The 14,846-nt window shown below is 66.5% G+C and carries 12 protein-coding genes and 1 pseudogene; 10 read left to right on the top strand and 3 right to left on the bottom strand.

Annotated features, from left to right (window positions below; translation table 11 throughout):
- A pseudogene (locus ASE91_RS20330) lies at window positions 1-299 on the bottom strand (glycosyl hydrolase); the annotation flags it as partial.
- A gap of 141 nt (window positions 300-440) precedes the next feature.
- Between ASE91_RS20330 and ASE91_RS01465 the strand changes: the two are divergent.
- The 6 genes from ASE91_RS01465 (at window position 441) to ASE91_RS01440 (ending at window position 7,117) form a co-directional block, all read left to right on the top strand.
- The gene (locus tag ASE91_RS01465; RefSeq protein ID WP_235530241.1) at window positions 441-1,799 is read left to right on the top strand and encodes a family 43 glycosylhydrolase; all 1,359 of its coding nucleotides are present in this window, start codon (window positions 441-443) and stop codon (window positions 1,797-1,799) included.
- Window positions 1,800-1,928: 129 nt separating this feature from the next.
- Window positions 1,929-3,140: an alpha/beta hydrolase gene (locus tag ASE91_RS01460; protein ID WP_056622014.1), complete on the top strand. Its 1,212-nt coding sequence runs from the start codon at window positions 1,929-1,931 to the stop codon at window positions 3,138-3,140.
- A 69-nt stretch (window positions 3,141-3,209) separates the two neighbouring features.
- A complete protein-coding gene (locus tag ASE91_RS01455) occupies window positions 3,210-3,398 on the top strand; it encodes a hypothetical protein (protein WP_055998853.1) in 189 nt (62 codons plus the stop codon).
- A 116-nt stretch (window positions 3,399-3,514) separates the two neighbouring features.
- Window positions 3,515-4,411, top strand: a complete 897-nt coding sequence (locus ASE91_RS01450; RefSeq protein WP_200911168.1) for an amidohydrolase family protein — start codon at window positions 3,515-3,517, stop codon at window positions 4,409-4,411.
- Between the two features lie 10 nt (window positions 4,412-4,421).
- On the top strand, window positions 4,422-6,107 hold the full coding sequence (locus ASE91_RS01445) for an alpha-L-fucosidase (protein WP_056622011.1): 1,686 nt from the start codon (window positions 4,422-4,424) through the stop codon (window positions 6,105-6,107).
- Entirely contained in the window at window positions 6,104-7,117 is a 1,014-nt protein-coding gene (locus ASE91_RS01440; protein ID WP_056622009.1) for a zinc-binding alcohol dehydrogenase family protein, read from the top strand. Before ASE91_RS01445 ends, ASE91_RS01440 begins: the two co-directional genes overlap by 4 nt.
- A 134-nt stretch (window positions 7,118-7,251) precedes the next feature.
- On the opposite strand, the gene ASE91_RS01435 is transcribed toward ASE91_RS01440, so the two are convergent.
- Together ASE91_RS01435 and ASE91_RS01430 are read right to left on the bottom strand one after the other, a co-directional pair.
- Window positions 7,252-8,187 (bottom strand): serine hydrolase domain-containing protein, encoded by a 936-nt coding sequence (locus ASE91_RS01435; RefSeq protein WP_056622007.1) that lies wholly within the window; start codon window positions 8,185-8,187, stop codon window positions 7,252-7,254.
- Window positions 8,188-8,387: 200 nt separating this feature from the next.
- Window positions 8,388-9,698 carry an MFS transporter gene (locus tag ASE91_RS01430; RefSeq protein ID WP_056622006.1) on the bottom strand — a complete coding sequence of 437 codons (1,311 nt, stop codon included), beginning with the start codon at window positions 9,696-9,698 and terminating at the stop codon, window positions 8,388-8,390.
- Between the two features lie 212 nt (window positions 9,699-9,910).
- Here ASE91_RS01430 and ASE91_RS01425 point away from each other — a divergent pair, with 212 nt between their 5' ends.
- From ASE91_RS01425 to ASE91_RS01410, 4 genes are all read left to right on the top strand, one after another.
- Window positions 9,911-11,683, top strand: a complete 1,773-nt coding sequence (locus tag ASE91_RS01425; protein WP_156357601.1) for a sensor histidine kinase — start codon at window positions 9,911-9,913, stop codon at window positions 11,681-11,683.
- Window positions 11,664-12,965 carry a sigma-54-dependent transcriptional regulator gene (locus tag ASE91_RS01420; protein WP_056622005.1) on the top strand — a complete coding sequence of 434 codons (1,302 nt, stop codon included), beginning with the start codon at window positions 11,664-11,666 and terminating at the stop codon, window positions 12,963-12,965. The genes ASE91_RS01425 and ASE91_RS01420 overlap by 20 nt, the downstream gene beginning before the upstream one ends.
- Before the next feature lie 6 nt (window positions 12,966-12,971).
- On the top strand, window positions 12,972-13,472 hold the full coding sequence (locus tag ASE91_RS01415; protein ID WP_056622004.1) for a hypothetical protein: 501 nt from the start codon (window positions 12,972-12,974) through the stop codon (window positions 13,470-13,472).
- A 67-nt stretch (window positions 13,473-13,539) separates the two neighbouring features.
- The gene (locus ASE91_RS01410) at window positions 13,540-14,835 is read left to right on the top strand and encodes a dicarboxylate/amino acid:cation symporter (protein ID WP_056622003.1); all 1,296 of its coding nucleotides are present in this window, start codon (window positions 13,540-13,542) and stop codon (window positions 14,833-14,835) included.
- The last annotated feature ends 11 nt before the right edge of the window (window positions 14,836-14,846 follow it).

Below are 14,846 nucleotides of genomic sequence, written 5' to 3'. Positions count from 1 at the left end.
CCCCCGCCGATATTGTAGCGCGCGATCGTCCAGCCAAGTCCGTCGCGTCCGTAGAACAGGTCGGCCAGCCGTTCGCGCGTTTCCGGCGGATAGCCGCCGGTCACGTTCGCGAACCACGCAAGCGCCGTGCCCCAGCCTTCGAAGGTCGTGCCGGGCCGATCGGTCGCGACGCGCAGCGTGATCGCCACTTTTGCCGGTTCCGCCGGCGGTGGTGGTGCCGGTTGCGCCATGGCGGGCGTCACCGGCGCGCCCCAGAGCAACGCCGCCACCATGCCCATCATCCATCGCTGTTCTGCCATTGTCGTCCCCTCCTCGTCATGCAGTAGGCTTATTGAAGGATTGCAACCCGCCGGCTCATCGACCGGCAATGCACTTCGGCGATTGCATCATCGTGCCGATCGTATATTGTCAGACAAAACTATTCTAGGGGGGAAAGTGGCGTGAATTTTGGCGGGACGCTGGCCGGAGTCGGCATGATGGCACTGGCGATGCCGGCAATGGCGCAGGCACCGCGCTGGGATAGCCCCGGTGCGGCCAATCCGCTGCTGCCGGGCTATTTCGCCGATCCGTCGATCGTCCGCGACGGCGCTCGCTGGTATATCTTTGCCACGATCGACCCATGGGGCGACGACCGGCTGGGGCTATGGACGTCGGATAATGGTCGCGACTGGCGCTTCTCCACGCCCAACTGGCCGACCAAGGCGGCGGCGACCAGCCCAAGCTCGGGCGATTCGAAGGTCTGGGCACCATCGGTGGTGAAGGCCGCCAATGGCCGCTGGTACATGTATGTCTCGGTCGGCAGCGAGGTGTGGGTCGGCAGCGCTGCCTCCCCCGCCGGGCCATGGGCCGACGCCAATGGCGGCAAGCCGCTGATCGCGAAGGCGTTCGCGCCCGATTATCACATGATCGATGCCGAGGCGTTCATCGACGATGACGGACAGGCGTATCTCTACTGGGGATCGGGCTGGAACTGGACCAACGGGCATTGCTTCGTCGTGAAGCTCAAGCCCGACATGGTGACGTTCGATGGCACCCCGCGCGACGTCACCCCGCCCAATTATTTCGAAGGGCCGTTCATGGTCCGGCAGGGGCGACACTATCTGCTGACCTATAGCGACGGCAAGACGACGACCGATACCTACAAGGTGCGCTACGCGATCGGCGACACGCCGTTCGGGCCGTTCCGCGAGGGGCCGAACAGTCCGATCCTGTCGACCGACGCCGCGCGATCGGTCATCAGCCCCGGCCATCACGCGGTGTTCCGTTCGGGCGGCCAACCCTATATCCTGTATCACCGGCAGGGCCTGCCGTTTCCGCCGCCGGGCGACGCGGTGCTGCGGCAGGTCGCGGTCGATCCGCTGACGATCCGCGCCGACGGCAGCATCGCGAAGGTGGTGCCGGACCATGGCGGCGTGGTGAACGGCTTCACCGCGCATCGCGACACCGGCTTGCGCTGGCAGGCAAGCGGGCAGGGCAGCGACGCGCTGCACGGACCGGCGCGGGCGGCAGACGACAATTATGCGACGTGGTGGACCCCGGCGCCAGGGGCAGCGCCGCTGTTGACCGCCGATCTGGGCGCGGTGCGACCGGTGAAGGGCAGTGCGTTGCGGATGCGCTTTCCGACGCATCGCTACGCGCTGTCGATCGAAGGATCGCGCGACGGACGCGTCTGGCAACGGTTGGCGACGGCCGAACAGGCGACCGGATCGCCGATCGAACTCACGCACCCCGCCCGCGTCCGCTATCTGCGGTTGCAGGTTCCGGCGGATGCCGGCGTGTGGGAGTGGACGTTGCGGTAGCACGGGGTTCGATCCTCGACGGGTTCCGTCGCAGGGACGACCACTGCTTTGCGGTCTGGCAACCCAGATTCCCGTTGCGTGAACGCTCACTTTCCCCAACCATGGCGTCAACGAACAGGGGAGGGGTCGATGAAGGTACGGATATCGCTCGCAATATTTGCGTCGGGGCTATGGCCGGCAATCGCATCGGCGCAAACGCCGGCCGCTGCGGTGCCGGTCGCCAACTGCCTGCCCAAAAGCTGGCTCGACCTGCAGGCCCCGTATAGATCGGTCGAGGTCCTGCCCGACGGCCGCGTCACCTTCCGCCTGTGCGCGCCATTGGCACGCGATGCGAAGGTCATCAGCCCCGATCTGGGCGACCTGATCCCCGGCGGGGCGACCGACGGCGTCGTCAACGGCCTGCCGCTGACCCGCGACGCGGCCGGGCTGTGGACCGGCACGACCAGCCGCCCGGTGCCTGCGTCGCCCTATCGCTTCAACTTTCAGGTCGATGGCGCGCCGGTACCCGATCCGCGCGGAACGACGTGGTCCGAACAGGTGACCGGGCTGACCGGCGTGTTCGACGTGCCGGGCGCGGCGGCCGCGTTTCAGGAATATCGCAAGGAGGTGCCGCATGGCGCCGTCAGCACGGTCGAATATTGGTCGAACGGCCTCGGGGTGAAGCGGCGCGCGCATGTCTATACGCCGCCGGGCTATACCGGCGATGCCCGGCGGTATCCGGTACTGTATCTAGTCCATGGTGCCGGCGACAGCGACGACAGCTGGACCAGCATCGGTCATGCCCATTACATCCTTGATAATCTGATCGCCGCCGGACAGGCGGTGCCGATGATCGTGGTGATGCCCGCCGGGCACACGCCGATGCGGCCGAACCAGAACCTGCTGGTCAACACCGATTTCGGCGGCGACCTGACCAACGACCTGATCCCGTTGATCGATCGCAGCTATCGCACTGTCGCGAAGCCCGAAATGCGGGCGATGGCCGGGCTGTCGATGGGCGGCGCGCACACGCTCAACTTTGGCCTGCCGCGGTCCGACCTGTTCCGCTACGCCGGCATCTTCTCGATGGGACTGGGCGTACAGGACCCGGCGAAGGAAATCGCCGATTACGAAACCCGCAATGCCGATGGGTTGCGCCGTTCGGCGAAAGACATGAAGCTCGTCTGGTACGGCATGGGCAAGACCGATTTCCTGTACGGTACGGTCGCGCCGACGCGGGCGATGCTCGACAAATACGGCATCCGCTACACCTATGTCGAAAGCGAGGGCGGGCATGTCTGGGGTAACTGGCGCAGCTATCTCAACCAGTTCGCACCGAAGCTGTTTCGACCGGGTCGCTGACGCAAATCTACCTGCGGCGCGGTAGTTCTGCACGATATGGCGAACCCGGTGGCGGGGGTAGGATGGGCCATGCCCGACCAGCCCCCGCCCGAACCGTCCGCCGTCCGCGAACCCGAGGATCGCGACTATCTGCTCAAGCGTGCCGATCAGCATCGGCGGCAGGGCGAACAATGTGCCGACGCCAGCCGCTCGCTCCATGCCCGGTTCCAGCGCCTGTATGAGGAGCGCGCGGCGGCGCTTCCTCCCGAAAGCGACTGACACCCTTGCCAGCGCCGCATCCAACGACTTAGGATCGCACCCATAAAAAGGTCGCGTATCGGCGAGCGACCGGTGGGTGAGGCAGCGACGATGCGTCGAGCGCGACAGGAACGGTGGTGACCGCAGGCGACGTCCATCGTCCGCCGTTCGTCGATGCCCATTTCCACCTGTGGGACCATGGCGTGTTGCGCTATCCGTGGCTGGCCGATCCGGCGCAGGCGGCGATCGCATCCGATTACCGGATCGACGATTACCGGCGGGAGACGGCGGCATGGAATCCGGTCGGGGCAGTGCATGTCGATGCCGGCGCGCATCCCGATCAGGGGCGGGCGGAAACGGACTGGCTGACCGACGTTGCCGCAGCCGATGGTCTGCCCGGTGCGATCGTCGCCCGCGTCGCGCTCGACCGGGCGGATGTCGAGGACGAACTGGCGTGGCAGGCGGCGCAACCGGGCGTGTGCGGCATCCGCCACCTCATCAACTGGCATCCGCGCGATGCCGCGCGACGTGCCTATGACCATGATCTGACGCGCGATCGGGCATGGGCACGCGGGTTCGCGCTGCTCGGCAATTATGGCCTCAGCTTCGATTTTCATGGCTTTCCACCGCAACTGGCGGGACTGGCCGAACTGGCGCGTGCCCATCCCGACGTGCCGGTGGTGCTCAATCACCTCGCGCTGCCGATTTTGGCCGACGGGCTGGACGAATGGCGGCGCGGCCTGATCGCCTTTGCCGAACTGCCCCATGCCGCGATCAAGCTGTCGGGCGCGGGGTTCATCGACCCGGCGCTCGACCCGGCCGTGCTGGCCCCGATCGTGGACGAGGTGATCGACCGGTTCGGTGCCGACCGGGTGATGATCGCGACCAATTTCCCGACCGACCGGCTGGCGGCGGGGCTGGATGCGACGCTGTCGACCTATGCCGCGCTGTTGTCGGGCCTGTCCGACGACGAACGGCGGGCAGTGTGGGGGCGGAGCGCCGATCGCTTCTATGGGCTGGGCTTGGATCTGTAGGAGGGTTGGTATGCGGGCGACACGGCGCGAGATGATCGGGGGCGGGCTGGCCGCTGCGGCAATGGCACCGGCGGTGGCATCGGCGACGCCGACCCAGCCGACGCCGCTGGGGGCGGGCCGCGCGCTGAACGTGCCGCCGCCGGCACGCTTCACCCCCGACTGGGCGTCGCTGACCGCCGGCTACAGCGCGCCCGACTGGTTCCGCGATGCGAAGTTCGGCATCTGGGCGCACTGGACCGCGCAATGCGTGCCGGAGGCGGGCGACTGGTATGCGCGCGACATGTATCTGCCGGGCAGCCGCGCTTACGACCATCACCTGAAACATTATGGTCATCCCGCCGATCGCGGCTTCATGGAAATCCAGAATCTGTGGAAGGCGGACCGCTGGGACCCGGCGCGGTTGCTCGACATCTACAAGAACGCCGGTGCCCGCTACTTCATGGCGCTGGCCAATCATCACGACAATCTCGATGCCTATGCATCGCGGCACCACGCGTGGAACACGACGCGGGTGGGGCCGAAGCGGGACATCGTCGGGACCTGGGCGAAACTGGCGCGCGAGCGGGGTTTGCGCTTCGGGGTGTCGAACCATTCGGCGCATGCATGGCACTGGAACCAGCCGGCCTATGGCTATGACCCCGACGGGCCGCGCGCGGGACAGCGGTATGACGCGTACAAGCTGACCGCGGCGCAGGGGCGCGGAAGGTGGTGGGACGGGCTCGACCCGCAACAGCTTTATACTGGGCGGCACATGCCGATGCCCGACGGCATCCGGACGCGTGGCGAAGCCGATCTGTGGCACGACGCGACCGACCGGTTATGGACCGAAGGGGTGCCCGCGAACAGCGACTTCGCCCGCAACTGGGAATTGCGGTGCCGCGACCTGATTGAACAACATCGTCCCGACATGGTCTATTTCGACAACTTCGACCTCCCGCTCGAACAGCATGGGCTCGACGTGACGGCGTGGTATTACAATCAGTCGATGGCGTGGCATGGCGGACGTCTGGAGGCGGTGGTGACGTCGAAGACGACGCCGCCGCAGCGGCGTATGGGGATTGTCGATGACGTTGAACGCGGCGGCAAGAGCTATATCGAACGTTTCCCTTGGCAAACAGATACTTGCCTGGGAAATTGGCATTATGACGCCGATCTGGCGGCGCGCGACGGATACAAGTCCGCTGCCACCGTCATCCATACTTTGTGCGATGTCGTGTCGAAAAACGGCAATCTGATGCTGTCGGTGCCAATGCGCGGCGACGGGACGATCGATGACAAGGAAGAGCGGATCGTCGCGGAGATCGGCGACTGGATGCAGCGCTTCGGCAGCGCGATCTACGCCACGCGGCCGTGGAAGCGGTTCGGGGAGGGGCCGACCCGCGCCGGGCAGGGATTGTTTTCGGAAGGCGGCCCGACATCGCCCTATGGCGCACGCGACGTCCGCTATGCCGTGCGCGGTGACGACCTGCATGCGCTGGTGCTTGGCTGGCCGGAGGATAATGTCGTGCGCATGACCCTGCTGGGCAGCAACGATCCGACGCTGGCCGGCGAGGTGCGTCGCGTGACGATGCCCGGTGATGCGACGCAGTTGTCGTTCCGACGCACTGGCGACGCGCTGGAGGTGACGCTGCCCGCCGCGGCGCGCCATCCGATCGGGCTGGCACTGGTGCTGTCGGGGCGGGGGCTGACCGCGTGAAGGCGCTGGTCTGTGCCGAACCGTTCGACCTGCGCCTCGAAACCCGCGAACCGCCCCGTCCGGCGGCGGGCGAGGTGCTGCTGCGGATGCGGCGGGTCGGGCTGTGCGGCACCGACTATCACATCTATGCCGGCAGGCATCCGTTCCTCGAATATCCCCGCCTGATCGGTCACGAACTGGCAGGCGAAGTGCTCGAAGCGCCGGCGGGGAGCCGGTTCGAGGTGGAGCAGGTAGTAACGGTCAATCCCTATCTGCCGTGCGGCAAATGTCGCGCGTGTCGGCGCAGCAAACCCAATTGCTGCGCAGCAATTCGCGTGCTGGGCGTGCATGTCGACGGCGGCTTATGCGAATGGCTGACCGTGCCGGAGGCGGCGGTGATCGACGCGACCGGCCTCAGCCTCGAACAGGCGGCGATGGTCGAATTTTTGGCGATCGGCGCCCATGCCGTCCGGCGGGCAGCGGTCGGTCCCGCCGACCGCGTGCTCGTCGTCGGGGCGGGGCCGATCGGCGTCGGCACCGCCTTGTTCGCGCGCATCGCCGGGGCGGAACGGGTGGTGCTGGCCGATACGCGGGCGCAACGGCTGGACTATGCGGCTACGCAATTCGGGTTTGGCGAGACGGTGGTCGCCGACGCCCAACTGACCGACACGCTGGAGGCGATGACCGATGGCGAGATGTTCGATCAGGTGTTCGACGCCACCGGTAATATCGCGGCGATGCGCGCCGGTCTCGCCTATGTCGCGCATGGTGGTGACTATACCTTGGTCGGTGTGTGCAAGGACGATCTGGTCTTTGCCGATCCCGAATTCCACAAACGCGAAACAACGCTGCGCGCCAGCCGCAACGCGTTGTCGGTCGATTTCGATCATGTCATCGCCAGCATCCGCAGCGGGCGGATCGCCACCGATCGCATCGCCACCCATCACCTTTCGATCGACGAAGCACCGATCCGGATGCCGCAATTGATCGACGAGGCGGACAACGTGCTGAAAGCGATCGTCAGCGTGTGACCTGCTACAGATCGGTTGGTGCCGGATAGGGGCTGAACGCAATCGAAGCCCCGTATCCAAGCACTTTCGCGACGGTCCTTCGATACGCCCGTTCGACAAACTCAACGGCTACGCAGTACGAACGGTTCGCGCTTTCACAGGGTTGCACCGCCCGCCTCCGCCGCCGGGATCACGCCATCCGCCACCAGCCGGTGCAGCGCCGCGATATGGCCATTGTCGCGTGGGCCATCGGCGGTGGAGGTCATGACGACGGTCAGCCGCAAGTCGGGGACGACATACACCATCTGCCCGCCATAGCCCCATGCGAAGCGCACCGGATGACCGCGCATCTCGGCAAGGAACCAGCCATAGCCATAGTCCTGCCCGCTCCACGGCGATACCGCGCGCGGCGTCCAACTGGTCCGCACCCAGTTTGCCGGCAGGATGCGCTTGCCACCCACCACCCCGTCCAGCCGGTACAGTTCGCCGAACCGGGCCAGCGCGCGCGGCGACAGCCGCATTTCGTTGCCGCCGAAATAAATGCCTTGGCGGTCGGTCGGCCAGGCCGGGATGGTGATGCCGAGCGGTTCGCCCAGCCAGTTTCTGGCATTGGCCAGCGTACTGTGGCCACTGGCTTTGGTCAGCGCGGCAGACAGCAAATGCGTCGATCCGGTCGAATAGAGCATCGCCGTGCCCGGATCGGCGACGAACGGCCGCGACAGCGCGAAGCGGACCCAGTCGGGGCTGGAGACCCAGCGGCCATAATATTCGCCCGAGGTCCGCTCCAGCCCGGCCTGCATCGACAAGAGGTTGCCGACCGTCACTCGGGCGAGGCGCGGGTCGGGATCGGCCGGGGCATCGGCGCGCAGGATCGGCAACACCGGCTGATCAACGCCGGCGAACACGCCGCGGGCGATGGCGATACCGATCAGCGCCGACATTACCGACTTCGATGCCGACTTGATGTTGACCGGCCGGTCGAGCGGCGGACCATCGTTGAACACGCGTTCGATGATCGGCTGGCCGTCGCGCAGCACCAGCAGCGATCGCAACCGGGGAAGGCGCTCCGCCTCGGCGATGGTCGCCTGCATCGCGGCGGCATCCAGTCCGCGCGTCGGAGCTACCGCCCTGGGTTGGGGCGGGGGCGTGGCGCCGCCGTCACAGGCAGCGGTCAGCAGCAAGAGGCAGGGAAGCAACGCACGCATCGCATCCATGTCGGCGGTCGTGGCCCTTATACAAGTCGGGCGGCGAGTCGCCCCGCCGCCCGCCGAAGGAGATCGGTCGAAGCCGGTCAATCCTCCTGGATCAGGCTGTTCTTCCCCGAATCGCGCATTCGCAGATACACGACCAGCGAGATGCCGATCATCGCGGTGACATACCAGTAGAAGCCCTGTTCCCAGCCGGCGTCCTTGAACTTCAGCGCGACATATTCCGCCGTGCCGCCGAAGATCGTGTTGGCCAGTGCATAGGGCAGCGCCACGCCCAACGCGCGGATGTGCGAAGGGAACAACTCTGCCTTCACCACGGCATTGATCGAGGTGTAGCCGGTCACGATGATGAGCGCCGCCATCACCAGCAGCCCGGCGGTGACCGGATCGCGGGTCTGTTCCAACGTGCTGAAGATCGGATAGGTGAACAGCACCCCGGCAATCCCGAAGGCGACCATGAGCGGCTTGCGCCCGATCCTGTCCGAAAGCCCACCCGCGATCGGCTGCAACAACATGAACACGAACAGCGTGACCCAGTTGATCTGCGTCGCGGCTTCCTTGCTAAAGCCCGACGTATTGACCAGGAACTTCTGCATATAGATCGAATAGGCGTAGAAGGCGAGCGTACCGCCGGCGGTCAGCAGCATGACCAGCACGGTTTCCTTCGGGTGATTGCGCAGCAGCATCAGGAATCCCGATTTCGGCGCGTCGCTCTTCTTGGCGTTCTTGAAACTTTCGGTCTCGGCAAGGCCACGCCGCAGATAGAAGACGACGACCGCCAGCACCGCGCCGATGAAGAACGGAATGCGCCATCCCCACGACTCCAACTCCGCCCTGGGCATGACCGATTGCAGCACCAGCAGCACGGTGATCGCCAGCAACTGGCCCGAGATCAGCGTGACATACTGGAACGACGAGAAGAAGCCGCGGCGGTCCTTGCCCGCCATTTCAGACAGATAGGTGGCACTGGCACCATATTCGCCACCGACCGACAGCCCCTGCATCAGCCGCGCCAGTATCAGCAGCGCCGGTGCGAGGAGGCCGATCGTTTCATAGACCGGGGTACAGGCGATGATGAGCGATCCCGCGCACATCAGCGTCACCGACAGTGTCAGCCCCGCCTTGCGACCATGGCGGTCGGCATAAACGCCCATGATCCATGCCCCGATCGGACGCATGACGAACCCGACGGCGAACACCGCCGCCGCGCTCAACAATTCCGTCGTCTTGTTGTCGGACGGAAAGAAGTGCGGCGCGAAATACAGCGTAAAGGCGGAATAGACGTACCAGTCGAACCATTCGACCAGATTGCCGGTCGATCCGCCGATGATCGATTTCAGGCGCGAGTTGGTCGAAGGACCGGTCGCGACCGACGGGTGCGGTGTGGAGGCCAAGGCATCTCTCCCAAGATTGCGTTGTGGGCACGGAATCATCTTCTGCGCGATGGGGGGAGAATGCTGGAGAGACGAGCGCAGGCAAAACGTTATTATCAATTTGACCAAGTAATTGGTAAGTAACGGTAAAATTTGCGTTTGACCTCCGGGTGGTTTCGATCGACGCGAAATTTCGCGTGGCGTGGTCGGGGACATTGCGGTATCCCGCACGCATGGGCTGGCTCTATCGCCGGACGACGCTTCTCGCCGGGCTGATCGCGGCGATTGCCATGGTCGGGCTGATCTGGCTAGCCGCGCTGACATGGTTCGAACGCGCCGGGGTCGACCGGCTTCGTGACGAGACCGCCCGGACCGCCCGGCAACAGGCGCGGTTGTTCACCAGCGATCTCGCCCGGTTTCGGCTGCTGCCGATCGTGCTGGGTGAATATACCGATTTGTTCGACACGCTGCGACGGGGCGACCCCGATGCGACGCGGCGGATGAACGGCAAGCTGGCGTTGCTGGCGCAGCGGACCGGGGCACCGGTGCTGTATCTGCTCGACCGGCGCGGCAGGACGGTGTCGGCGTCGAATGCCGGAACGGCGGAAAGCTTCGTCGGACGCGACTATCGCTTCCGGCCTTATTTCATCCGCGCGATGCAGCAAGGCGCGGCCGAATATTATGCGGTCGGCAATGTCAGCGGCCGGCCCGGATTGTTCCTCGCGCGCCGGATCGGCACGGCGAGCGATCCGGCCGGCGTCATCATCGTCAAGGTCGAGTTCGACGACCTGACCCGGGCATGGTCGAGCGATCCGGGACAGACGCTGGTCGCCGATGGGCGGGGCATCCTGTTGTTCGCGACCGATGCCGAAGAGCGGTTCCGCATCACCAGGCCGCTGTCTGCCGGGGTTCGCGCCGACATCGCCCGCAGTGGCCAGTTCGGTGACGCGCCGCTGTCGCCCAGCCGCTATCGCTTTGCCGCGGCTACGGCGCGGGGGCCGGGGGGTGAGGACATGTTGCTCGCGCGCACCTCTATGCCGCTGGCTGGCTGGCAGCTGCTGCATGTCGTGCCGACGCAGCGGACGTTAAGCGATGCGACGGCGCTGGCGCGGTTGACGACGATCGCCGCGTCGCTGGCGATCGCCGCGTTGCTCGCGCTGTTCCTGTGGCGGTCGGCGCGGGCGGCGCAGGCAGCACGCTATCGCGCGTCGCTGGAACGGGCGGTGGCGGAGCGGACGGCGGCACTGCGTGCGGAGATCGCCGAGCGGACCGAGATCGATCGTCGTTTCCGGGAAGCGCGCGAGGAACTGGCGCAGGCCAATCGGCTGGGATCGCTGGGATCGATCACCGCCGGCCTCGTGCACGAAATCAACCAGCCGGTGGCGACGATCCGGACCCTGTCCGAAAACGCGCAACATCATCTGGCCAGCGGCCGGATCGACCGGGTGGCGGCGAACCTGTCGACGACGGTCGACCTGACCGCGCGGATCGGCGCGATCACGCAGGAGATGCGGCGCTTCGCCCGGCGGGGAACAGGGACGATCGGTCCCGTGCCGCTCGATGCGGTGATCGCCGGGGCGCTGTTGCTGGTGGGCGACCGGTTTCGCGGAGCCGGCGTCGCGCTCGCGCTGCCGCCGGCCGGGCAACCGCTGGTCCGCGCCGGACGGGTGCGGCTGGAACAGGTGCTGGTCAACCTGCTGACCAACGCGCTGGAAGCAGTGCGCGACACGCCCGATCCACGCGTCGAGGTGCAGGTCGAGCAGTCGGGCGACCGGGTATTGCTGACCGTTGCCGACAATGGTCCGGGGATCGATCCGGTCATTGCCGACGACATCTTCCAACCCTTCGTCACCGGCAAGGTCGATGGCTTGGGACTGGGGCTCGGGATCGTTCGCGACATCGTCACCGAATTCGGGGGCATGGTGACGGTGGTGCCGTCATCCTCGGGCGCGACGTTTCGCGTGATATTGCACAAGGGGACTGGCGATGATCCTGTTGATCGATGACGACGACGCGCTGCGGGCGGCGCTGGTCGATTCCTTCGCCATTGCCGGGCTGGAGGTAGAGGACTTCGCCGATGCCGCCCACGCGCTGACCCGCGTGACGCCCGATTTTCCCGGCATCGTCGTCACCGACATCCGCATGCCGAAGATGGACGGCCATGCCGTGTTCGAAGCGGTCAGTGCGCGTGACGACGAGATCCCGGTGCTGCTGATGACCGGCCACGGCGATGTCGCGATGGCGGTGGCGGCACTGCGCAACGGCGCGTTCGACTTCATCGCCAAGCCCTTTGCTGCCGATCACCTGATCGCCAGTGTCCGCCGCGGGCTGGAGGTCCGGCGGCTGGTGCTCGAAAACCGGCGGCTGCGCGCGTCGGTCGAGGCGGCGGAAGGCGATTATCCGTTGATCGGCACGACGCCGGTGATGGACACGCTCCGCGACAAGGTGCGGCAACTGGCGCAGATCGACGTCGACGTGCTGATCGAGGGGGAGACGGGCACCGGCAAGGAACTGGCGGCGCGACAGCTGCATCGCTGGAGCAAGCGGCGCAATCACGGCTTCGTGTCGGTCGATTGCGCGGCGCTGCCCGACCATCTGGTCGACGAAATCCTGTTCGGCACTCGCGGCACCGGCGGGCGGATCGTCGAGGCCGATCGCGGCACGCTGTTCCTCGACGAGATCGACAGTATGTCGAGCGCGCTGCAGGGCAAGCTGCTCCGCGTGATCGAGGAGCGCGAACTGCCCGCCAATGGCCGCGAACCGCCGCGCGTCGTCAATCTGCGCGTCATTGCCGCCGCCAAGTCGAACCTGGCCGCCGAGGTGGCGAGCGGGCGGTTTCGCGAGGATCTGCTCTACCGGCTGGAGACGGTTCGGCTGCGCATCCCGCCGTTACGCGAACGTCGCGCCGACGTGCCGATGCTGTTCGCGTGGTTCCTGCGCGACGCGGCGACGCAGTACGACCGGCCGGTGCCCGCGATCACTGCCGAGGTCGAGGCGCGGCTGATGACCGATCCGTGGCGCGGCAATGTCCGTGCGCTGCGCAACTTCGCGGTGCAGACCGTGCTGGCGCTGACCCGCGACGATCCGGGCGAAGCGGACCTGTCGCTGACCGAACGCCTCGCCCGATTGGAAGCGGCGATGATCGGGGAGGCGCTGCAACAGGCCGGCGGTGATGTGACGGCGACGGCCGAGGCGCTGGGGCTGCCGCGCCGCAGCCTGTACGACCGGTTGCAGCGCCACGGTATCGACGCCAGCAGCTTCCGCCGTCGCGAGGGGGACGCGGCATGATCGGCCATGTCGCGATCGTCGGCGCGGGATTTTAGGGAACGCTGCTCGCCATCAACCTGCTGCGCCGATCGCATCGCGGCGCTGGTCGATAGCGGGCGGCTGACCGTGCTGACGGGTAAGACCTGCGATGCCGCGCCGGGGGAGGACGGCATCGACGTGCGTTGGCGACCGCGAGGAAGCGACGCCGCCCGAACGCTGCACGTCACCCGGATCATCTCCTGCACCGGACCGCAAGGCGATCTGGCGCGTACCGACGACCCGCTGCTCGCGCACCTCCATGCCAGTGGCAGCATCCGCCCCGATCCCGAGCATCTCGGCATCGAGGTCGGGTCGACCGGCCGCGTACTGCGCGCCGATGGTGAAGCCGACGAACGACTGTTCGCGATCGGACCGATGACGCGCAGTGCCTTTTGGGAGATTGTCGCGGTGCCCGATCTCCGGCGGCAAGTCTGGGATGTCGCCCGCTATCTGTCGAACGCGCATTGGGTCGGGGGCGAGGGACTGTAATACTGCATTGCAGCAAGACTAGTTTTGCTTCGTTGCTGTGGCAGTCCGCCGCTCCGACATAGGGGCGATGCAGATTCCCAGATATTGGCCGTCGTTCGGCGTGCAGGTCGCGATCGGAATGGCGGTAGGCATCGGCCTGGGTTTCGTCGCGGCGGAGGCAGGCGGCGCGGACGGTGCGCTTGGCACGACGCTGCACACGGTCGGGCAGATCTTCGTCCAGTTGCTGAAAACGCTGGTCCCGGCGCTGGTGTTCACCGCCATCGTCGGATCGATCGCGGCGCTGCGCGACCTGCCCAATGCCGCGCGGCTGGTCGGACAGACGCTGTTATGGTTCGCGATCACCGCGCTGATCGCGGTGTCGATCGGCATCGTGCTGGGATTGGTGATACAGCCGGGCCTGCACAGCAGCGCGCCCATCGCCACCGCCGCCGCGCCGACCGCCGTCGGCAGCTGGCTCGATTTCCTGAAAGGGCTGGTGCCGGCCAATCTGCTCGGCCTGACCGCGACGACGAAACTCGCCGATGGCGCGGCGACGACCACGCTGGGCTTCAACGTGTTGCAGATCATCGTCGTCGCGATCGCGGTCGGTGCTGCCGCCGTCCGGGTCGAGGCGGCGGGGGAGCCGTTTCTGGCCTTCAACACCTCGGCGCTGATGATCCTCCGCCGGCTGCTGCGCTGGGTGATCGCGCTGACTCCGATCGGATCGGCGGCGCTGATCGGCGATGCGATCGTCCGCTATGGCTGGAGCACGCTGTCGTCGCTCGGCGCGTTCGCGGCGACGGTCTATCTTGGCCTCGGCATCGTGTTGCTGATCGTCTATCCGCTGTTGCTGGCGATCCACCGCATCGACCCGCTATGGTTCTTCCGCCGGGCATGGCCAGCCATCCAGCTCGGCTTCGTCACCCGCTCGTCAGTCGGCACGCTGCCGGTGACGCAGGAATTGACCGAGCGTGCGCTGGGCGTGCCGCAGGCCTATGCCGCCTTTGCTGTGCCGCTCGGGTCGACGACCAAGATGGACGGGTGCGCGGCGATCTATCCCGCGGTCGCGGCGATCTTCGTCGCGCAATTTTTCGGCCTGACGCTGCACGCCGGCGATTATGCCCTGATCGTGATGGTGTCGGTGCTCGGATCGGCGGCCACCGCCGGCCTGACCGGCGCGACCGTGATGCTGACGCTGACGCTCACGACGCTCGGCCTGCCATTGGAAGGGGCGGGGCTGTTGCTGGCGATCGACCCGATCCTCGACATGGGTCGCACCGCCGTCAACGTAGCCGGACAGATGCTGGTGCCGGTGATCGTCGCCAAACGCGAAGGGTTGCTGACCGCCGGCGACGTCCCGGTGGGTAACGGGCTGGCGGCGTAACCGGTGGTGGC

It is taken from the genome of Sphingomonas sp. Leaf62, from assembly GCF_001421915.1.
Taxonomy (GTDB): Bacteria; Pseudomonadota; Alphaproteobacteria; order Sphingomonadales; family Sphingomonadaceae; genus Sphingomonas.
The sequence above is the reverse complement of the archived record's forward strand: the minus strand, read 5'-3'. Positions and strand labels throughout refer to the sequence as shown.

Coding starts and splice junctions, on each gene's coding strand:
- ASE91_RS01410 (WP_056622003.1), top strand. CDS start 13,540: ATGCAGATTCCCAGATATTGGCCGTCGTTCGGCGTGCAGGTCGCGATC.
- ASE91_RS01435 (WP_056622007.1), bottom strand. CDS start 8,187: ATGCAGGCGACCATCGCCGAGGCGGAGCGCCTTCCCCGGTTGCGATCG.
- ASE91_RS01460 (WP_056622014.1), top strand. CDS start 1,929: ATGAAGGTACGGATATCGCTCGCAATATTTGCGTCGGGGCTATGGCCG.
- ASE91_RS01425 (WP_156357601.1), top strand. CDS start 9,911: ATGGGCTGGCTCTATCGCCGGACGACGCTTCTCGCCGGGCTGATCGCG.
- ASE91_RS01455 (WP_055998853.1), top strand. CDS start 3,210: ATGCCCGACCAGCCCCCGCCCGAACCGTCCGCCGTCCGCGAACCCGAG.
- ASE91_RS01415 (WP_056622004.1), top strand. CDS start 12,972: ATGTCGCGATCGTCGGCGCGGGATTTTAGGGAACGCTGCTCGCCATCA.
- ASE91_RS01420 (WP_056622005.1), top strand. CDS start 11,664: ATGATCCTGTTGATCGATGACGACGACGCGCTGCGGGCGGCGCTGGTC.
- ASE91_RS01445 (WP_056622011.1), top strand. CDS start 4,422: ATGCGGGCGACACGGCGCGAGATGATCGGGGGCGGGCTGGCCGCTGCG.